The sequence below is a fragment of the Edwardsiella anguillarum ET080813 genome, from assembly GCF_000264765.2.
GTDB lineage: Bacteria > Pseudomonadota > Gammaproteobacteria > Enterobacterales > Enterobacteriaceae > Edwardsiella > Edwardsiella anguillarum.
Genome location: NZ_CP006664.1, coordinates 393409 through 413404 on the forward strand (window position 1 = coordinate 393409; position 19996 = coordinate 413404).

The 19996-nt window shown below is 61.7% G+C and carries 22 protein-coding genes; 8 read left to right on the forward strand and 14 right to left on the reverse strand.

Features of this window, described 5'->3' with window-relative positions; translation table 11 throughout:
- Positions 1 to 238 precede the first annotated feature (238 nt).
- Both ETEE_RS01750 and yfbR read left to right on the forward strand, forming a co-directional pair.
- Positions 239 to 1459: a pyridoxal phosphate-dependent aminotransferase gene (locus ETEE_RS01750; RefSeq protein ID WP_034162629.1), complete on the forward strand. Its 1221-nt coding sequence runs from the start codon at positions 239 to 241 to the stop codon at positions 1457 to 1459.
- An 83-nt stretch (positions 1460 to 1542) separates the two neighbouring features.
- Positions 1543 to 2148, forward strand: a complete 606-nt coding sequence (yfbR, locus tag ETEE_RS01755) for a 5'-deoxynucleotidase (RefSeq protein ID WP_034162630.1) — start codon at positions 1543 to 1545, stop codon at positions 2146 to 2148.
- Positions 2149 to 2172: 24 nt separating this feature from the next.
- Here the strand turns inward: yfbR and ETEE_RS01760 are convergent, their stop codons facing one another.
- The 6 genes from ETEE_RS01760 to yfbV all read right to left on the reverse strand — a co-directional run bounded on the left by ETEE_RS01760 (position 2173) and on the right by yfbV (position 7061).
- Positions 2173 to 4014, reverse strand: a complete 1842-nt coding sequence (locus ETEE_RS01760) for an SLC13 family permease (protein WP_034162631.1) — start codon at positions 4012 to 4014, stop codon at positions 2173 to 2175.
- A gap of 244 nt (positions 4015 to 4258) precedes the next feature.
- The gene (locus tag ETEE_RS01765) at positions 4259 to 4639 is read right to left on the reverse strand and encodes a hypothetical protein (protein ID WP_237753779.1); all 381 of its coding nucleotides are present in this window, start codon (positions 4637 to 4639) and stop codon (positions 4259 to 4261) included.
- Positions 4640 to 4653: 14 nt separating this feature from the next.
- Complete coding sequence (locus tag ETEE_RS01770; protein ID WP_034162633.1) at positions 4654 to 4923, reverse strand: hypothetical protein; 270 nt, start codon at positions 4921 to 4923, stop codon at positions 4654 to 4656.
- 283 nt (positions 4924 to 5206) lie between these two features.
- Positions 5207 to 5866, reverse strand: a complete 660-nt coding sequence (locus ETEE_RS01775; RefSeq protein ID WP_034162634.1) for a sugar phosphatase — start codon at positions 5864 to 5866, stop codon at positions 5207 to 5209.
- A 30-nt stretch (positions 5867 to 5896) separates the two neighbouring features.
- Positions 5897 to 6391 carry a YfbU family protein gene (locus tag ETEE_RS01780; protein ID WP_034162635.1) on the reverse strand — a complete coding sequence of 165 codons (495 nt, stop codon included), beginning with the start codon at positions 6389 to 6391 and terminating at the stop codon, positions 5897 to 5899.
- A gap of 214 nt (positions 6392 to 6605) precedes the next feature.
- A complete protein-coding gene (gene yfbV / locus ETEE_RS01785; RefSeq protein ID WP_034162636.1) occupies positions 6606 to 7061 on the reverse strand; it encodes a terminus macrodomain insulation protein YfbV in 456 nt (151 codons plus the stop codon).
- Between the two features lie 545 nt (positions 7062 to 7606).
- Here yfbV and ackA point away from each other — a divergent pair.
- Complete coding sequence (ackA, locus tag ETEE_RS01795) at positions 7607 to 8806, forward strand: acetate kinase (RefSeq protein ID WP_015461926.1); 1200 nt, start codon at positions 7607 to 7609, stop codon at positions 8804 to 8806.
- A gap of 134 nt (positions 8807 to 8940) precedes the next feature.
- Positions 8941 to 11079 (forward strand): phosphate acetyltransferase, encoded by a 2139-nt coding sequence (gene pta / locus ETEE_RS01800; protein WP_015461927.1) that lies wholly within the window; start codon positions 8941 to 8943, stop codon positions 11077 to 11079.
- A 76-nt stretch (positions 11080 to 11155) separates the two neighbouring features.
- On the opposite strand, the gene ETEE_RS22175 is transcribed toward pta, so the two are convergent.
- The 5 genes from ETEE_RS22175 to yfcF form a co-directional block, all read right to left on the reverse strand.
- Positions 11156 to 11281 carry a hypothetical protein gene (locus ETEE_RS22175; RefSeq protein ID WP_255640304.1) on the reverse strand — a complete coding sequence of 42 codons (126 nt, stop codon included), beginning with the start codon at positions 11279 to 11281 and terminating at the stop codon, positions 11156 to 11158.
- Between the two features lie 62 nt (positions 11282 to 11343).
- Positions 11344 to 11922: a rhodanese-like domain-containing protein gene (locus ETEE_RS01805; protein ID WP_034162638.1), complete on the reverse strand. Its 579-nt coding sequence runs from the start codon at positions 11920 to 11922 to the stop codon at positions 11344 to 11346.
- A 101-nt stretch (positions 11923 to 12023) separates the two neighbouring features.
- A complete protein-coding gene (gene yfcD / locus ETEE_RS01810) occupies positions 12024 to 12650 on the reverse strand; it encodes an NUDIX hydrolase YfcD (protein ID WP_081926386.1) in 627 nt (208 codons plus the stop codon).
- A 99-nt stretch (positions 12651 to 12749) separates the two neighbouring features.
- Complete coding sequence (gene yfcE, locus ETEE_RS01815; RefSeq protein ID WP_034162639.1) at positions 12750 to 13313, reverse strand: phosphodiesterase; 564 nt, start codon at positions 13311 to 13313, stop codon at positions 12750 to 12752.
- 113 nt (positions 13314 to 13426) lie between these two features.
- Positions 13427 to 14068: a glutathione transferase gene (yfcF, locus tag ETEE_RS01820; RefSeq protein WP_034162640.1), complete on the reverse strand. Its 642-nt coding sequence runs from the start codon at positions 14066 to 14068 to the stop codon at positions 13427 to 13429.
- Between the two features lie 214 nt (positions 14069 to 14282).
- Between yfcF and yfcG the strand changes: the two genes are divergently transcribed.
- From yfcG to ETEE_RS01840, 4 genes are all read left to right on the forward strand, one after another.
- Positions 14283 to 14909, forward strand: coding sequence for a GSH-dependent disulfide bond oxidoreductase (yfcG, locus tag ETEE_RS01825; protein ID WP_034162641.1), 627 nt, complete (start codon positions 14283 to 14285; stop codon positions 14907 to 14909).
- Positions 14910 to 14963: 54 nt separating this feature from the next.
- Positions 14964 to 15338 carry a dihydroneopterin triphosphate 2'-epimerase gene (gene folX, locus ETEE_RS01830; protein WP_034162642.1) on the forward strand — a complete coding sequence of 125 codons (375 nt, stop codon included), beginning with the start codon at positions 14964 to 14966 and terminating at the stop codon, positions 15336 to 15338.
- 43 nt (positions 15339 to 15381) lie between these two features.
- The gene (locus ETEE_RS01835) at positions 15382 to 16278 is read left to right on the forward strand and encodes a TIGR01777 family oxidoreductase (RefSeq protein ID WP_034162643.1); all 897 of its coding nucleotides are present in this window, start codon (positions 15382 to 15384) and stop codon (positions 16276 to 16278) included.
- A 200-nt stretch (positions 16279 to 16478) separates the two neighbouring features.
- Positions 16479 to 17165: an SDR family NAD(P)-dependent oxidoreductase gene (locus tag ETEE_RS01840; RefSeq protein WP_034162644.1), complete on the forward strand. Its 687-nt coding sequence runs from the start codon at positions 16479 to 16481 to the stop codon at positions 17163 to 17165.
- Here ETEE_RS01840 and ETEE_RS01845 read toward each other — a convergent pair.
- The 3 genes from ETEE_RS01845 to cvpA all read right to left on the reverse strand — a co-directional run bounded on the left by ETEE_RS01845 (position 17162) and on the right by cvpA (position 19908).
- A complete protein-coding gene (locus ETEE_RS01845; protein WP_034162645.1) occupies positions 17162 to 17740 on the reverse strand; it encodes a UbiX family flavin prenyltransferase in 579 nt (192 codons plus the stop codon). The genes ETEE_RS01840 and ETEE_RS01845 overlap by 4 nt on opposite strands.
- A 119-nt stretch (positions 17741 to 17859) precedes the next feature.
- The gene (gene purF, locus ETEE_RS01850) at positions 17860 to 19377 is read right to left on the reverse strand and encodes an amidophosphoribosyltransferase (protein WP_034162646.1); all 1518 of its coding nucleotides are present in this window, start codon (positions 19375 to 19377) and stop codon (positions 17860 to 17862) included.
- 21 nt (positions 19378 to 19398) lie between these two features.
- Positions 19399 to 19908: a colicin V production protein gene (cvpA, locus tag ETEE_RS01855; protein ID WP_034162647.1), complete on the reverse strand. Its 510-nt coding sequence runs from the start codon at positions 19906 to 19908 to the stop codon at positions 19399 to 19401.
- Between the last annotated feature and the right edge of the window lie 88 nt (positions 19909 to 19996).

Below are 19996 nucleotides of genomic sequence, written 5' to 3' on the forward strand. Positions count from 1 at the left end.
CTCTTTTTATCAGTTTATTTAACCAATAAACACAAATAACATAGTTAAATGAACCACAATAGACGTATAACACCATCTATTTTGCTAAGCATTAGCCGTGAATAATACTGTTTTGCACTAAAAACAGACATCTGTCTTCTAAACCCCGATCGCGGGGAGTACAGTATTTTATATTGCCGTGTCAGTAAGGACACCGATCCGTCAGCGGCGGCGCTGATATAAATAAGGCCACAGAGTTATGTCTCCGATCGAAAAATCCCACAAGCTGGACCACGTATGCTATGACATTCGCGGTCCGGTACTCAAAGAAGCCAAACGGCTGGAAGAAGAAGGCAACAAAGTCCTCAAGCTGAACATTGGCAACCCGGCCCCCTTCGGCTTTGAAGCGCCGGACGAAATTCTGGTCGACGTGATCCGCAACCTGCCGACGGCGCAGGGCTACAGCGACTCTAAAGGGCTCTATTCGGCGCGCAAGGCCATTATGCAGCACTATCAGGCCCGCGACATCCACGACGTCACCGTCGAGGACATTTACATCGGCAACGGCGTCTCCGAGCTTATCGTGCAGTCGATGCAGGCGCTGCTCAACACCAACGATGAGATGCTGGTTCCGGCGCCGGACTACCCGCTGTGGACCGCCGCCGTTGCGCTGTCCGGCGGCAACGCGGTGCACTACCGCTGCGATGAGCAGGCGGACTGGTTCCCCGACATCGACGACATCCGCAGCAAAATCACCCCGCGCACCCGCGGTATCGTCATCATCAACCCCAATAATCCGACCGGCGCCGTCTACAGCAAGGCGCTGTTGGAACAGATTGTGGATCTAGCCCGCGAGCATAACCTGATCATCTTTGCCGATGAGATCTACGACAAGATCCTGTATGACGACGCGCAGCACATCTCGATCGCCTCCCTGGCGCCGGATCTGCTGGTGATCACCTTTAATGGCCTCTCCAAAACCTATCGCGTCGCCGGCTTCCGCCAGGGCTGGATGGTGCTCAGCGGGCCGAAAAAGCACGCCAAGGGCTACATTGAGGGGCTAGAGATGTTGGCTTCCATGCGCCTATGCGCCAACGTGCCGATGCAGCACGCCATTCAGACGGCGCTGGGCGGCTATCAGAGCATCAGCGAATTTATCTGCCCGGGCGGCCGCCTGTATGAACAGCGCAACCGCGCCTGGGAGCTGATCAACCAAATCCCGGGGCTCTCCTGCGTCAAGCCGCGCGGAGCGCTGTACATGTTCCCAAAGATCGACGCCAAACGCTTTAATATTCATAACGATCAGAAGATGGTACTGGATCTGCTGTTGCAGGAAAAAGTCCTGCTGGTGCAGGGGACCGCCTTCAACTGGCCGGAGCCGGATCACTTCCGCATCGTCACCCTGCCGCGGGTTGACGAGCTGGACAGCGCCATCCTCAAGCTGGGGCGCTTCCTGTCGACCTATCACCAGAAATATTGATCCCGCAGCGGCGCCCGAGGGCGCCGCTGTCATTTTTGACGCATAATGGTGAGCTCCATTACTGCGACAGGCATGACATCACCATGAGCCACATCCAGAGCCATTTTTTTGCCCATCTCGCCCGCCTGAAACTGATCAGCCGCTGGCCGCTGATGCGCAACGTGCGCACCGAAAACGTCTCCGAGCACAGCCTGCAGGTTGCCTTTGTCGCCCACGCCCTGGCGATTATCAAAAACCGTCTGTTTGGCGGCAGCGTGGACGCGGAGCGTGTCGCCTTACAGGCCATGTACCACGACGCCAGCGAAGTGCTCACCGGCGATCTGCCGACGCCCATCAAGTACTACAATCCGCAGATAGCCCACGAATACAAAAAGATAGAGGAGATGGCACAGCAGAAGCTGCTGGCCATGCTGCCCGCCGAGCTGCGCCAGGATTTTTTACCGCTGATCGACGAACGTAGTTACCCGCCGGAGGAGCGCCAAATAGTCAAACAGGCCGATGCGCTGTGCGCCTATCTGAAATGTCTGGAGGAGCTCGCCGCCGGCAACCAGGAGTTTCTGCTGGCCAAGGCGCGGCTGGAAAAAACCCTGGATCAGCGCAATAGCCCGGAAATGGCGTACTTTATCCAGGTCTTCGTGCCGAGCTTCACCCTGTCACTGGATGAGATCAGCCAGGATACCCCGCTGTAATCCGGGCATCGGTCTGCACCGCCCCTAAAACGGGAACAACCAGGGCACCACCGCCACGCTGACCAGCATCACCAGCAGCGTGAAGGGCACCCCGATACGCACGAAGTCGCCAAAGCGGTAGTTGCCCGGCCCCAGCACCAGGGTATTGACCGGTGAAGAGACCGGGGTCATAAAGGCCGCCGAGGCCGAAATGGCGATAATGATGGCGAAGGGATAGGGCGACATCTGCAGCTCGCGCGCCACGGCGATGGCGATGGGCGCCATCAGTACCGCGGTGGCGGTATTGGAGATAAACAGCCCGATCACCGCACACAGCACAAACAGGCAGCCTAAGATGCCGCGCGGCCCCAGACCGCCGACGGCGTCGGTCAGCCCGCGCACCGCCAGCTCGATCCCGCCGGTTTTCTGCAGCGCCAGCGCAAAGGGCAGCATGCCGACGATCAGAATCAGGCTAGGCCAGTGGATCGCCTTGTAGGCGCTCTCCATATCGATGCAGCGAAACTTGCCCATCAGCAGGCAGGCGATCAGCGCGGCGATAACGTTGGGGATCTCCGCCGTCAGCATCATGGCGATCATCAGCGCCAGGCAAAACAGCGCATGGGGGGCCTGAGAGAGCGCGGGGACCTCGTCGTCGACCTCCGCCGGCAGACTCAGCACCACAAAGTTACGCGCATTCTGCTGTAGCTGACGCAGCTGGCGGATCTGGCGCCAGCTGCCGATGACCAGCAGAATATCGCCCATCTGCAGCGGCTCGTCCACCAGCTTGCCCTCCAGCGCGTTGCCATTGCGGCGAATACCGACCACGTTCAGCCCATAGCGGGTACGGAACGTGACTTCGCGCAGGGTTTTTCCGATCACCTCGGCCTCCGGCACCAGGGTGACTTCGGCCATGCCGACGTCGCGCGCCTGCTCAGAGAAGTACTCGCCGCGCAGCACCATCGGCTCCAGCAGCTGCTCGGCGCAGAAGGCGCGGACATCCACCTGCGGATCGGACATATCGACCAGCAGTACGTCGCGCGCCTTCAGCTCCGTATCCCCAAAGGCGCTGACCATCACCCGGCGGAACTTACGCCAGCGCTCGATCCCCACCACGTTGGCGCCGTAGCGGGCGCGCAGGTGCAGCTCATCCAGGGTATGGCCGATCAGCGGCGAGCCATGGCGCAGCGCCAGGCGCCGGGCGCGCCCGGCCAGGCGATAGTCCCGGATTAAATCGCGAAAGGTGCGCCGCTGCCAGTTATCCTTGTGCGGCGCCTGCTGCGCGGCGCCCAGCCAGCGGCGAGCGATCAGCATATAGCCAATCCCCAGCAGCAGTACGATGATCCCGATGGGCGTAACGCTGAAGAAACGCAGTCCCCCCAGCCCTTCGCGCACCAGTTCGCTGCTGACGATCATGTTAGGCGGGGTCGCCACCAGCGTCATCATTCCGCTGATAAGCCCGGCAAAGCTCAGCGGCATCATCAGCCGGCCCGGCGCGGTTTTCATCCGCGCCGCCACGCTCAGCACCACCGGAATAAAGATGGCCACCACCCCGGTCGAGCTCATCACGGCGCCCAGCAGGGCGACCGTGCCCATCAGCAGCACCAGCATCTTGGCCTCGCTGTCGCCGGCCACCCGCATCAGCCACTCGCCGACCTGATAGGCGACGCCGGTGCGTACCAGACCGTCACCGATCACGAACAGCGCGGCGATCAACAGCACGTTGGGATCGCTGAAACCGGCGGTAGCCTCGGCCAGGGTCAGCGTTCCGCTCAGCACGAACGCAACGATGATCAGCAGGGCGACCACATCCATCCGCAGTCTGTTGGTGGCAAACAGCACGATGGCCACCAGCAGTAAGCTTAATACCCACACCAACTGACCGTTCACGACGTCTCCCTTTACAACACCCTCTCCTGCCGCTTTTTCCCCGCTGACGTGGGGCATATCCCTTAACCATGGATAACACAAACGGGTTAACTGCGATTAACTATGCCATAAAATAACCAACGGATGCAGGGGGATTTTATCCGCGGCGTCTCCCCGCCAGACGGCACGCCGCGGACAAGGGAAACGCGGTGATGCTGCGCCCTCCCACATCGCGCCCTGCGTGATTAAAAACTCACCCGATAGCTCAGCCGGCGCGCAACTCTCCCGAGCCGAAGCCTGTATCACGATACCCACTCTCCAGCGTCACCTGCTGCCGGGCGCTCATCGTACCCGGGTAACCCGCCTCGATCTCCGGCATCACCCGTGCGATTTTCGCTAACCGATAGCGACTGACCAACCCGCCGAAGCCGCCCAATACCGTCGCGCTCGCGCCGCCGTTGGCGCTATGACGATCCTTACGCAGATCCGCCCGCAGAGTGAGGTTGGCACACCCTCTGCGGCGATAGGCGCTTTCTGCGCCAGTGCGCCGGCTAATGACCCTGCTGCGTTGCCCAGCAAAAGTGGCGAGGAAAGGTGCGCTCCCCTGCTCATCATCGCCTTCCCCACGCGTATCACTGTAGCTCAATGCGAGAAAAGGCGTCAGGCGATAGTTGGGCATCGGCGCGAAGGTATAGCCGTATTCAGCGCCTGGCTACGCGCCGAGCCGCGGCTACCCCGACGCTCGACACCGTTGTCATAGGCACGGTCGATATCGAGTGAGGCATCAAGCCAACGGATACCGGCATATCCCTTCCAGCCCGGCTCCTGCGCGTTGCCAATCCCGACAAAGCTCGTGACGATCGGGGTATTCTGTTTCACCGCTCTGCCGCCGTCGCTCTTAATACGCGCCAGCAGGGCCGATAAACTCACGCCGATGCGACTATGCTGCGCCGCTTGATGCGCGATGCTATCGGCGCGCGGTAAGCAGTAGGCAGTAGGCAGTAGGCAGTAGGCAGTAGGCAGTAGGCAGTAGGCAGTAGGCAGTAGGCAGTAGGCAGTAGGCAGTAGGCAGTAGGCAGTAGGCAGTAGGCAGTAGGCTAGCCTCCCCCGCCGGTGACGACAACGTCACAGGCGAGGAGGGACAGGAGGGACATCGCGCCGTGACCGCGCAACAGCGCGCCGTCGTCGTCGCAACAGGACGTCGGCTGACGGCCTAATCTTGCACCAAGGCGATCTCGGCCTCGTCGCCAACGCGCGTCACGGCGATCAACGCCAGGCTACGCAATACCAAGGTCACCTTATCCAGCTTGGGGGTCTCCGCCGGGGCGTTGACGGCGATCACCTGGCAACCGGCCGTCAGCCCGGCTAGGATCCCGGCCGGAGCATCTTCCACCACGGCGCAGGCACCCGGCGCCAGCTCTAGCCTTTGCGCCCCCAGCAGATAGGCATCCGGCTCCGGCTTGCCGCGCTGTACCTGTTCTGCGGTGATAAACACCGCCGGCTTCGGCAGCCCGGCGGCCTTACAGCGCGCATAGGCCACCGGCACCGACCCCGAGGTCACGATCCCCCAGGGGATCTCCAGCGCATCGAGACGGGCGATCAGTGCGGCGGCGCCGGGCATCGCAACGATGCCGTCGGTGTCGCGCGACTCCAGCGCCTCCAGCCAGTCGAACTCTTCCTGCAGGCGCGCCTCATCGGCGTCCGGCATAAAGTGACGCAGGGAGGTGATCGCCTGCTTACCATGAATAAATTCCAATACTTGCTGAGGATTGATCCCCTGACGCTTGGCCCAGTTAATCCACGAACGTTCCACCACCGGCAATGAATCCACCAGGGTTCCATCGAGGTCAAACAAAAAACCTTTACACTTCACGGGTACTCCTCATGACAAAATCAACCGCCGTTACGCATTCAAAATTTGCGTAATCTCGACGGCGCTTAAATGGTACTGGCGCGGACAGGCATGCCAAACGGCCAGCATGCGCAGGTACTTATCCCACATTTTGGTCTGGGCGTTGAAGCCATGGGTGCCGCAGTCAAAGTGGGTATAGCGCCCTTCGGTATTCACCAGAAAACGGACGTAGCTCAGATAGCGCGCCTCCGTCGCCGCATCGAACCCCAGGAACTCCAGGCGACGGGCGTCGATATCCTGGCGCTCTTTCAGGTTATTGTAAGAGACCTGCAGCGCGTGGTGCATCTCCATTATATCGATGATGCTGCGACAGGTCTCTTCCGGCAGTTCACCAAAGTCGCGATCCAGCTCGCGCAGCTGCAGGCCAAACCCCCGCTCAATGATCGTCTGCAGACGGCGGTAGCGTTCGGCGTTATCCGGATCGAGCATCGACATCATTTTATACTGATTGGAGAGGATCAGGCGCTGTGCATTGGTCATTTCCATTTTTACTGTCCTTATCGGCCGACGACGGCCAGAATTACCACGGTCAATATTCGCCGCTCAGCATGACATATTGCCAAATTCACCAACAGTGTAATAAAAGGTGTTTTTTGATCCAGGCAAATATTTAGACCAATAAAAAGGTGATTAAACGCCCAGCACGACCATTAATTATCACGACGCACTCATTTTAAGCACAAATAATTAACAGCGGCGCTTAGATATCGTCCAGAAAGGTTTTATCCAGCTGCTTACAGCAGCGGCGCAGCAGCTCCGCCAGCGACTGGTAGGTCGGCGCGCCATCGACGGGCGCCAGGGCGATGCCGGCGGTCTGCAGCTTGTCGCGCAGCTGATGAAACCACTGCAGCAGCGTCGGCGGCAGCGGCGTTACCGCGCGTTTGCCCAGCCACCACAGCCCCTGCATCGGTAGGCTACAGGCAAACAGCGCCGTCGCGATGGCCGGTCCCAGCTGGCCGCCCAGGGCGATTTGCCAGCACAGGGTAAACATGGCGATCGGCGGCATAAAGCGAATGGCGAAGCGGGTGGCGCGGGTCACGCGGTTTTCCGGGAACACCGGCGCCAGACGTTTTTCATTCGGCCAGGTCTTCATATAGATCTGACCGCGCTGGAAAAGGCGGAACCAGGCGACGTGCGGCGTGGGGGCAGATGACATGGCAACCTCAATTTATTCGATAAGAGTTAAAAAAAAATCATAAAATGAAAACAAAAAATATGCGGCCTCAAATTTATTTTGTTTTTAAAGGCCGCTATCGGTATTCTAAGCCGGCCTTGAGGCCGCCGTCAGTCAAGAAGGGTAAAAAATCCTCCATACCGCTGACGCCCGCACTCATCGCCCCCGTATTAAGGAGTGCCACCGCCGTTCGCGGCCTGGCGAAAACCGTTACGGGCGGGCTCACAGCAGCGCACTCCCCTGCGGGGAGCGACGGACAGTGGCAGACATGCCGCAGCGCCAAAGCGCGCTGCTGTGAACCTGCATGGTTCAGGGTGCTCCCGGCGACGCCGAGGGCGAGCTCCTGAATACCGTGGCCGCCTGCGGGCGGATATTTTGATGCAACACCGTTTATGAACGGTGCGTTCGCGGCCCGCGGCCAGATCGTACCGCGCATGATGTTAATCATAAATGCCGACGGCGTATTGCGCTACGCTTAGCGTCTGTTTGGTACATTTTCTAACCACGCATAACAAGTAGGTACTTCCATGTCGAAGCTGGTACTGGTTCTTAACTGCGGCAGTTCTTCCCTGAAATTCGCCATCATTAACGCGGCAAACGGTGAAGAGCACCTGTCTGGTTTAGCCGAATGTTTTAACCTCCCTGAAGCCCGTATTAAATGGAAAATGGACGGTGCGAAACACGAAGCGGCGCTGGGCGCAGGCGCGGCGCATAGCGAAGCCCTGAGCTTCATCGTGAACACCATCCTGGCACAGAAGCCGGAGCTCTCCGCCTCACTGACCGCCATCGGTCACCGTATCGTTCACGGCGGCGAGAAGTTCACCCACTCTGCCGTCATCAACGACGAAGTCCTGCAGGGTATCAAAGACGCTATCCCGTTTGCACCGCTGCACAACCCGGCGCACCTGATCGGCATCGAAGAAGCGTTCAAATCCTTCCCGCTGCTGAAAAACAAGAACGTCGCCGTCTTCGACACCGCGTTCCACACCACCATGCCGGAAGAGTCCTACCTGTACGCCCTACCGTACCACCTGTACAAAGAGCACGGCATCCGCCGCTACGGCGCCCACGGCACCAGCCACTACTACGTCAGCCGCGAAGCAGCCAAGATGCTGAACAAGCCGGTTGAAGAGCTGAACGTGATCACCTGCCACCTGGGCAACGGCGGCTCCGTCAGCGCCATCCGCAACGGCGAGTGCGTAGACACCTCTATGGGTCTGACCCCGCTGGAAGGCCTGGTGATGGGCACCCGCTCTGGCGATATCGATCCGGCTATCGTGTTCCACCTGCACGATACCCTGGGCATGAGCGTAGCCGAAATCAATACCCTGCTGACCAAAGAGTCCGGCCTGCTGGGCCTGACCGAAGTCACCAGCGACTGCCGCTACGTGGAAGACAACTACGACACCAAGGCTGACGCCAAGCGCGCCATGGACGTTTACTGCCACCGTCTGGCCAAGTACGTCGGCGCCTATACCGCGCTGATGGACGGTCGTCTGGACGCCGTGATCTTCACCGGCGGCATCGGTGAAAACGCCGCCATGGTGCGTGAGCTGACGCTGGACAAACTGGCGCTGCTGGGCCTGGAAATCGACCACCAGCGTAACCTGGATGCCCGCTTCGGCAAATCCGGCGTGATCACCAAGGACGGCAGCCGCCTGGCCATGGTGATCCCGACCAACGAAGAGCTGGTTATCGCGCAGGACGCTGCCCGTCTGACCGCCTAACCCGCCCGCACCGCCTGCTTCGGCAGGCGGTGTCATTCGCCGGGGGCGCGCCGCCGCCGCCGGTCGGCAAAGACTCCCTGTCACCGCCCGGCCTTCCTGGGCCCGCCGCGGAATACTCACAAGAGGTTGCTATCGTGTCCCGTACAATCATGTTGATCCCCACCAGCACCAGCGTTGGCCTGACCAGCGTTAGCCTGGGTGTCATTCGTTCCATGGAGCAAAAAGGCGTACGCCTGAGCGTGTTCAAACCGATCGCCCAGCCGCGTACCGACGCCGATGCGCCGGATCAGACCACCACCATCATCCGCGCCAACTCCGCCATCCCGGCTGCCGAGCCGCTGCGCATGTCCCACGTGGAAGCGCTGCTGAGCTCCAACCAGCAGGACGTTCTGATGGAAGAGATCGTCGCCCGCTATCACGAAAACACCAAAGATGCCGAAGTGGTGCTGGTTGAAGGCCTGGTGCCGACCCGTAAACACCAGTTCGCCAACGCGCTGAACTACGAGATCGCTAAGACCCTGAACGCCGAAATCGTCTTCGTTATGGCGATGGGCAACGACAGCGTCGATCAGGTGAAAGAGCGCATCGAACTGGCCCGCTCCAGCTTCGGCGGCAGCAAAAACCAGAATATCGCCGGCGTGATCATCAACAAGCTGAACGCACCGGTTGACGAGCAGGGACGTACCCGCCCTGACCTGTCTGAAATCTTTGATGACTCCAGCAAGGTTCGCGTCGCGACCCTGGATGCCGCTCAGGTGGTTGCCAACAGCCCGCTGCCGGTGCTGGGCTGCATTCCGTGGAGCTTCGAGCTGATCGCGACCCGCGCCATCGACATGGCTAACCACCTGAAAGCGCGCGTGATCAACGCTGGCGACATCCAGACTCGCCGCATCAAGTCCGTCACCTTCTGCGCACGCAGCATCCCGCACATGCTTGAACACTTCCGCCCGGGCTCCCTGCTGGTGACCTCAGCCGATCGTCCGGACGTCCTGATCGCCGCCTGCCTGGCGGCGATGAACGGGGTTGAAATCGGCGCACTGCTGCTGACCGGCGGCTATGAAGTCGACGCCCGCGTCAACAAGCTGTGCGAACGTGCCTTCCAGACTGGCCTGCCGGTATTCATGGTCGACACCAACACCTGGCAGACCTCTCTGAGCCTGCAGAGCTTCAACCTGGAAGTGCCGGCCGACGATCACCAGCGCGTAGAGAAACTGCAGGACTTTGTTGCCAGCCATATCGATGCGCAGTGGATCGAATCTCTGAGCGCGACCTCTGAGCGCTCACGCCGTCTCTCTCCGCCGGCGTTCCGCTACGAGCTGACCGAATTGGCTCGCAAGGCCGGTAAGCGTATCGTCCTGCCGGAAGGCGACGAGCCGCGCACCGTCAAAGCGGCCGCGATCTGCGCCGAGCGCGGCATCGCACAGTGTGTGCTGCTGGGTAATCCGGACGAAATCCAGCGCGTCGCCGCCGCTCAGGGCGTAACGCTGGGCAAGGGCATCGAAATCGTCGATCCGGTCGCCGTGCGTGAAAAATACGTTCCGCGTCTGGTCGAGCTGCGCAAGAACAAGGGGATGACCGAGGTCGTCGCCCGCGAGCAGCTGGAAGACAACGTGGTGCTGGGCACCCTGATGCTGGAGCAGAACGAAGTCGACGGCCTGGTCTCCGGCGCGGTACACACCACCGCCAACACCATCCGCCCGCCGCTGCAGCTGATCAAAACGGCCCCGGGCAGCTCCCTGGTCTCCTCCGTCTTCTTCATGCTGCTGCCGGAGCAGGTGCTGGTGTACGGCGACTGCGCCATCAACCCGGATCCGACCGCCGAACAGCTGGCCGAAATCGCCATCCAGTCCGCCGACTCCGCCGCGGCCTTTGGCATCGACCCGCGCGTGGCGATGATCTCCTACTCCACCGGTAACTCCGGCGCGGGCAGCGACGTTGAGAAAGTTCGCGAAGCCACCCGTCTGGCGCAGGAAAAACGTCCGGATCTGGTCATTGACGGCCCGCTGCAGTACGACGCCGCCATCATGGCCGACGTCGCCAAGTCCAAGGCGCCGAACTCGCCGGTGGCCGGTAAAGCGACCGTGTTCATCTTCCCGGATCTGAACACCGGTAACACCACCTACAAAGCGGTACAGCGTTCCGCCGACCTGGTCTCCATCGGGCCGATGCTGCAGGGTATGCGCAAGCCGGTCAACGACCTGTCCCGCGGTGCACTGGTAGACGATATCGTCTACACCGTGGCGCTGACCGCCATTCAGTCTTCCCAACAGTAAGACGGCATCCGCCACGCAAAAAGGCTCCCGTTGGGAGCCTTTTTTATTTACGGGCGGGCGTACGCAGGGCCTAACCTCAGCAGCCCCGGGTGCAGGTGCTCCCCTTCGCCGCATCGGCCTTCTCTACCGAGTAGACGATATCACCTACACCGTGGCGCTGACCGCCGTTCAGTCTTCCCAGCGGTAAGACGGCATCCGCCACGCAAAAAGGCTCCCGTTGGGAGCCTTTTTTATTTACGGGCGAGTCATACGCAGGGTCTCGCCTCAGCAGCCCTGGGTGCAGGTGCTCCCCTTCGCCGCATCGGCCGGTGCCGGCGCCGCCGCAGAGGCCTTCTCTACCGGATAGCCGGCCTCTTTCCAGGCCGTGATCCCGCCCGGCAGGCGGTAGACATGCTGGTAGCCCAGCTTCTTGGCCCACATGGCCGCGTTGTGTGAACGCGCACACTTCACGAAGCCGCAGTAGAACACCAGCACCCGCTCCTTATCGGCGCCCAGCATACGCATAAAATCGGCCTGCGTTATCGCCCCCATGCCGGCCTTATCCCACACGTTCATATCCCCCATCGGGAAGGCCATATTCAGCGCGCCCGGGATATGCTGCTTCTTGTAAGAGTCGGAAAAGGGCATGGTATCGACGATCAGCATCGGCTTTTTCTCGTCCATCCACTGCTTCAGCTCCTGCACGGTCAGCAGCTGATACGTCCCATTCGCCGTTTCCCGCGCCAGCTGCACCGCCTGCTTTTCCGCATCCACTTCAGAAGAGGAAAACAGGCCGGCCTGCGCCGGCAGCGCCGAAAGGGCAGCCAGCATCACGCCGGCAACCAGAGGTAATACGGGTTTCATCATTTTTCCTTATATAAAAATCCCGATTTCACGGTAACTCTTTATATAACAAAACGATGTGACTAACGTGGCAAATGCTATTTCGCAACCTATCGCTTGCTTTAATCGCGAGCGCCCGGCTCGGCGGGATCGGCATCGACGGCGGGCGTCGCTCCCTGCGGCGGCTGGCTGGCATCGACCTCGCCGCAGCGGGTGCACAGCGCCGGCGCTTCTCCGTCGCTGTTGCGCGCCATCCACAGCGATAGCGCCCGGATAGAGTCCGGGGTAAAGCTGTCGCAGCGTTCGGCGATCTCCTGCGGCGTCATCCAGCATACGGACGCGATCTCGCTCTCCTGCAGGGCAAAGGGGCCATGGGATACGCAGCTAAACAGCCCGCCCCAGACCCGGCACGCTGCCTGCTCAAAGTAGAACAGACCGTGATCGGCGAAAGGCACCCCGGCGATACCCAGCTCCTCCTCCGCCTCGCGGCGCGCCGACTCCAGCATGTTCTCGCCGCTCTGCACCACGCCGCCGGCGGTGGCGTCCATCCAGCCGGGATAGTAATCCTTGCCCTCGGTTCTCTGCTGCACCAGGATCTTACCCATCCCGTTATGCACCACAATGTAGGTGGCGCGATGGCGCAAACGCTGCGCCCGCATCTGTTGGCGGCTGGCCTGAGCGATAACCTCGTTATTCTCATCAACGATGTCTACCCACTCAATCTCGCTGTTAACCTGCTGGTCCACCATCCTCTGCTACCCTATTACTGATTCTCAACGGCGCTGCTGCGCCACGATGCCGTCGCCGCCGACGCGGGCGGTCGGGCCCCTTGCCAAAAAAAGATAATCTTACCGTGCCGCCGCGGCGCTCAGGCTTACCTCTGCCAGTCTCTCTGTACCGTGCAGCGCCTGAACCCACAGCCGATCCCCCGCCAGCATGCCAAAGCTAGGAACATTCCCGCCCTTGGGCAGGCTGATGGATCCGGGGTTAAAACAGAGATGCTCCCCCTGACGCTCGGCCAACGGCAGGTGCGTATGGCCGTACACCAGCACGTCATCCGGCGCCAGCGCAGGAAGCTGCTGGGGATGATAAAGGTGACCGTGGGTCAAAAAAAGCCGTCTGTCCGACAAAAGCACCTGCTGCCACGGCGCCATCATCGGAAACGTGAGCAGCATCTGATCGACCTCGCTGTCGCAGTTGCCGCGCACCGCGATAATGCGCTCGGCGCAGCCATTCAGCAACGCGGCCACGGCCGGCGGATCGTAGCGATCCGGCAGCGGATTGCGCGGCCCGTGGTTCAGTACATCCCCCAGCAGGATCAGCCAGCGGCAGCCGCTGTGCGCAAAGATCTCCAGCGCCCGTTCGGTCGCGCTGAGCGAACCGTGAATATCGGAGATAAACATTAATTTCATCGTGAGACTCTCACCGGCAAAAAGGACGCGCCCATCGCGCGTATGACGGAATAGCGCTTAGTGTAACCAGCCCGCATTCGCGACACCAGTCACCCCGGCGGCGGCGCCATTTTTTACCCGCGGCGGCGCCCCAGCGCCAGCCACTGACACACCGAGGCCCGCTGCCACTGGAAATGGGCATACTCCGCCAGCCGCTCGGGCAGGCCATCGCCATGCTGCGCCAGGCGGTTCAGCATCATCGCCAGATCGGTGTCGGCAATGCACCACTCACCGAACAGATTTTGGCGCCCGACCGGCAGCAGACGCTCCGCGGCGGCCACCAGACGGGCAGCCTCATACTCGGCCTCCGCCGACAGCGCACCCGCGCGGTGGCCGCAGAACACCACCTCACTCGGCCGTTCACGGCGCAGCGCGGCCAGATCGCTGCGCAGCCAGGCCTGCACCTCGCGCGCGATGGCCCGCGCCTGACGCGCGTGCGGATAGAGCGGCGCATAGTGCGGCGCGCAGAAGGTTTCATCGAGGTATTCACAGATGGCGGAGGACTCCGCCAGGGCAAAGCCATCCAGCTGCAGCGTCGGTACGCGGCGGGTCAGCGACACCTCCGCATAGGCCTCCTGGCGGTTTTCATGCTCCGCCAAATCCACCGGAACCAGCTCGCAGCGCAGCCCCTTCTCCTTCAGGGCAACAAAGACGGACATCACGTAGGGACTCAGATAGCGGCTGTCAGAATAGAGAACGATCGCAGAGGAATTCATAGGCACTCCTGATGGCAGTCAACGTCGGGCACGCTAGCGCGCCCTCGGTGACAGTATGCCATGTTTCTGCCGGGACGAAACGCCACGTCGCGCATCCCGTCTGCGCCCGGGTCGGGAAAACGCCTGATAACAAACAATCTGTTAACATCATCCTTTTATCACCGCGAAATTTGCTCTATAGTCGCCAGACCCTCCCCCCTAGCAGGAAGCGACCATGATCGATCTTTACTACGCTGCGACACCCAACGGCCACAAGATTACCCTGTTTCTGGAAGAGAGTGGCCTGCCCTATCAGCTGCACCCTGTCGATATCGCCGCCGGCGAGCAGTTCGCGCCGGCGTTTCTGGCGATCTCGCCGAATAATAAAATTCCGGCGATCGTCGATCGCCAGCCGCTGGACGGCGGCGCGCCGCTGAGTCTGTTCGAGTCCGGCGCCATCCTGCTCTATCTCGCGGAGAAGAGTGGGCGCTTCCTCAGTGCGGAGCTGCGCGCCAGGGCCACCACTCTGCAGTGGCTCTTCTGGCAGGTGGGCGGCTTTGGCCCGATGCTGGGACAGAATCATCATTTCAACCACTATGCCCCGCAGCCGGTTCCCTACGCCATCGAGCGTTATCAGGTCGAAACCTGCCGCCTGTATGCGGTGTTGGAAACGCAGCTGCGGCAGCACACCTACGTCGCCGGCGCCGACTACAGCATCGCCGATATGGCGATTTACCCCTGGGTTGCCGCCTACGCCCGCCAGCGCATCGATCTGGCCGACTACCCCGCCGTCAGCCGCTGGTTCCACGCCATTCAGGCACGTCCGGCCACCCAGCGCGCCTACCGGCTCGCCCAGGCCTGATCCTCGCAGGCGGGTGCGCCCGCCTGTCCGTTCCGCTACCGTTCAGGATCGCTTATGAGCCCACATTTCCCGGATGCCATCATCAAAATTAAAAACCTGCGTCTGCGTACGTTTATCGGCATTAACGAGGAGGAGATCGCCAACCGCCAGGATGTGGTGATCAATGTCGCCATTCACTACCCGGCGCAGCAGGCCCGCCACAGCGAAGAGATCGCCGACGCGCTCAACTACCGCACCGTCACCAAACGCATCATCGCCCACGTGGAGCAAAACCGTTTTGCCCTGCTGGAAAAATTGACCCAGGATCTGCTGGCGATCGCTTGTGAACATCCTTGGGTCACCTATGCTGAAGTAGAGGTCGATAAACTTTACGCCCTGCGCTATGCCGATTCGGTTTCCGTAACCATGCGCTATAGCCGGGGGGAATAAGCGAAGGGGACGGTGCGCCGGCGCGCGCCGTAAGGAGCAGCCTATGGAGATCCTGATTACCGGTGCTACCGGCCTTATCGGCCAGGCGCTGTGCGCCCGGCTACACGTGCTCGGCCATCGCCTGAGCGTCCTGACGCGCAGCGCGGCGCGAGCCCGCCAGCGTCTCGGAGAGAGCGTTCAGTGCCTCACCTCGCTCGAGAGTCTAACCAGTCTGGATGGCTATGACGCCGTGATCAATCTGGCCGGTGAGCCGATCGCCGACAAACGCTGGAGCGCGGCGCAAAAGCAGGTACTGTGCGACAGTCGCTGGACCGTCACCCAGCGGCTGGCCGAGCTGATCCGCGCCGGCCAGCGCCCGCCCTGCGTGCTGCTCTCCGGCTCCGCCGTCGGCTACTACGGCAGCCAGGACGAGACACCGCTCAACGAGGATGACCCACCCCGCGATGACTTCACCTACCGCCTGTGCGCCCGCTGGGAGGCCCTGGCGCGTGAGGCGGAGAGCGAACATACCCGCGTCTGCCTGCTGCGCACCGGCATCGTACTGGCCCCCAACGGCGGCGCGCTGGGGCGGATGCTGCCGCTGTTCCGCCTGGGGCTCGGCGGCGAATTGGGCAACGGCCATCAGTACATGTCCTGGATCCATATCGACGACATGGTCAACGCGATACTGTATCTGCTGGATAACCCCACCCTGCGCGGCCCCTTCAACATGACCGCCCCCTACCCGGTGCGCAACGATCAGTTCGTCGCCACCCTGGGCGAGGTGCTGGGGCGCCCCACCCTGCTCCGCGTTCCCGCCATGGCCCTGCGCGCGCTGATGGGCGAGGCCAGCCAGATTCTGCTGGGTGGCCAGCGGGTGCTGCCGCGCCATCTGGAGGAGGCGGGCTTTGGCTTTCGCTACTACGATCTGCGCGAGGCGCTGGACGACATCATCAGATAGCCCCCATAGCGCACGCAATGTGCAGCCCGGCGCACCGGCGGTGACGGTGCGCCCCGACGCGCCCACTACACTCTCTGCAGAGACGGGCGGCGGCAGCGATGGTCGGTGCCCGTAACACCACGGCGGGCGCGATACCCCGGTACGGCGCCCAGCGCCGGCGCCGGGACGCCGGCCCGGACATTTCCCACTGCGGAGCATCTATGAGCCCAACCCTCTTGCGCGATAAAGTGGCGCTGGTCACCGGCGGCGCGCACGGCACCGGTGCCGCCATCGTCACCGCCCTGGCCGACAGCGGCGCCCGCGTGGCGCTGACCTACCACCATTCGGAAGGCGAGGCGCGGCAGCTGACCGCCCAGATCCGGCAGCGGGGCGGCGAGGCCATCGCCCTGCGCACCGACTCACGCCACCCGGAAACCTGCGCCCGCGCCGTCACCCGCACGCTGGAGCTGTGGGGACAGATCGATATCCTGGTCAACCAGGCCGCCGTCACCATCAGCAAACCGTTTGATGAAATTGAGCTACGCGAGTTTGAGCAGGCCATGGCGATCAATGTGCAGGCGGTGTTCCTGACCAGCCAGCTGGCCGCCCGGCGCATGCCGGCGGGGGGGAGAATCATCCATATCAGCGGCGCGCATCAGCCGTCTGGCCACGGCGGCGCGCTCTGTGCCATGAGCCGCGCGGCGCTGACCGCGCTGACGCGCAGCATGGCGCAGGATCTGGCGCCGCAGGGCATTACGGTCAACCACCTGGTGCCCGATCCGCTTCCGGCGCCGGGACGGGACGCACAGAGCGCGGCGCAGGCGATCGCCGGGCTGGCGCTGTGGCTGGCCTCACCGGCGGCGGGCGCCATCACCGGCAGCCAGCTCTCTATGGCGGGAGAGCCCTAGCCTGCCGCGGGCCCCTGCCAGCGAGGGAACAGATCCTGCGGCAGGCTGATGTCCAGCTGATCCAGCACTCGGTTGACCGTCTGGTCGATAAGATCTTCAATCCGCTGCGGACGGTGATAGAACGCCGGCATCGGCGGCATGATGATCGCCCCCATCTCGGCGGCGGCGGTCATCGTGCGCAGGTGTCCCAGATGCAGCGGCGTCTCCCGCACGCACAGCACCAGCGGACGCCGCTCCTTCAGCACCACGTCGGCGGCGCGCACCAGCAGGGTATCGCTGTAGCCGTGCACAATCGCCGAGAGCGTTTTGATCGAGCAGGGCAAAATCACCATCCCGGCGGTTTTAAACGAGCCAGAGGAGAGCGAGGCGGCGATATCCCGCGCATCGTGTACCACATCCGCCAGCGCCTGCACCTCCCTGAGCGAAAGATCCGTCTCCAGAGCCAGGGTCTGGCGCGCCGCCTGACTCATCACCAGGTGGGTCTCTACCGCCGGCAGCGCCCGTAGCGCCTGCAGCAGGCGGACCCCGTAGATCGCGCCGCTGGCGCCGGAGATACCGATAATCAGTCGTTTCATCGCCCGTCACTTATCCTTATTCAACGCTCTGCTGCAGCAGACTTTGCCGCAAGGCGGGCGGGTGCGCAAGTAAAAACGGGCCGCATACGCGACCCGTCGGCAGAGCGCGGGGCGCGCCCCTACCCCTCGTTATACAGCGCGAGATCTTCCGCCTGCTGCTGATGGTTCAGCGCCTTGGTATCATCCCCGCGCAGCGACTGCAGGTAGTCCAGGTAGGCCTGATCCACGTCGTGCGTGATGTACACCCCGTTAAACACCGAGCACTCGAACTGCTCGATATCCGGATTATCCTCACGCACCGCCTCAATCAGATCCGTCAGATCCTGAAAAATCAGCCCATCGGCACCGATCAGCTGGCGGATCTCCTCGACTTCGCGCCCGTGGGCGATAAGCTCGGTCGCGCTCGGCATGTCGATGCCATAGACGTTGGGAAAACGGATCTCCGGCGCGGCGGAGGCCAGGTAAACCCGGCGGGCGCCCGCCTCACGCGCCATCTCGATGATCTGCTCCGAGGTGGTGCCGCGCACGATGGAGTCATCCACCAGCAGCACGTTCTTATCGCGGAACTCGGCGCGGTTAGCGTTCAGCTTACGGCGCACCGACTGGCGGCGCAGCTGCTGCCCCGGCATGATAAAGGTGCGTCCCACATAGCGGTTTTTGACGAACCCCTGGCGATAGGGCTTATCCAGAATGCGGGCGATCTGCAGCGCGATATCGCAGGAGGTCTCCGGGATCGGAATCACCACGTCGATATCCAGATCCTCCCACTCGCGGGCGATCTTCTCGCCTAGCTTCTGCCCCATCCGCACCCGGGCGCTATACACGGAGATCTTGTCGATAAACGAGTCCGGGCGGGCAAAATAGACATACTCGAACAGGCAGGGATGGCTCTTCGGCTCCTGGGCACACTGGCGGGTAAACAGCTGCCCCTGCAGATTAACGTAGATCGCCTCGCCCGGCGCCACGTCGCGGATAAAGTCAAACCCCAGCGTATCCAGCGCCACGCTCTCCGAGGCGACCATGTATTCGGTACGGCCATCCTCCAGGGTTCGCTTGCCGATCACCAGCGGCCGGATACCGTTCGGGTCGCGGAACGCCACCATGCCATGGCCGATGATCATCGCCACGCAGGCATAGGCCCCGCGGATTTGGCGATGGGTCGCCGCGACGGCGGCGAAGATGTTCTCTTCGCTCAGCGGATAGTGATCGTAGCGATCCAGCTCGTAGGCGAAGATGTTCAGCAGGATCTCGGAGTCTGAGGTAGTATTGACATGGCGGCGGGCATGCTCAAACAGCTGCTGCTTCAGCTGATGGGCGTTGGTCAGATTGCCGTTGTGCGCCAGAGTGATGCCAAAGGGGGAGTTAACATAGAACGGCTGAGCCTCCGATGCGCTGGAGCTTCCGGCGGTGGGATAGCGCACATGCCCTATCCCCATATTTCCCTGCAGGCGCTGCATATGGCGCGCCTCAAACACATCACTGACCAGTCCATTGGCCTTGCGCAGGCGGAAGGCATGGTTATCATCGATGGTGACGATGCCGGCGGCGTCCTGGCCGCGGTGCTGCAGCACCGTCAGAGCATCATAGATAGACTGGTTGACCGGTGTAAAACCGGCGATACCGACAATACCGCACATGTTGTCATTTCCTCATCAGCGTTACCGGAGCGGCAGCGACGGCATGTGCTCCGGCAAGAAACTCGACGTGCTTTGCAGATAGTCAAATGACCACCTGATGATAGGGCTAAACTGCGGGATCAGCCGGGACTGCTTCCACTCCTCGCTTTGCGCCATCGCCGTGAAGGTGTCCATAAAGAACAGCAGCGCGGCGACGATCAGGATACCGCGTATGGCGCCAAAGCAGATGCCCAGCACCCGATCCGTTCCGCCCAGCCCGGTACGCTCCACCAGGGAGCCGATCACATAGTTGACGATGGCGCCGACGATCAGGGTCGCGACGAACAGCACCGCTATCGCAATGCCGTTACGCACCAGCGGATCCTCAAAGCGGGTAAAGAAGGCGGCCAGATAGGGGTAAAAATGGCTGGCGACAAAGAACGCCGCTCCCCAGGTAACCAGCGACAGCGCCTCGCGCACAAAGCCCCGGATTAAGCTGACCAGTGCAGAAAATCCGACGATGCCAATAATGACCCAATCAATCCAAACCATGACAATTCCAACGCATGAACTGCCGCAAATGTCGCCCGCGGCGCATTCTAACAGAAAAAGAAAACGTTTGCGTAGCAGATTTCCGCCG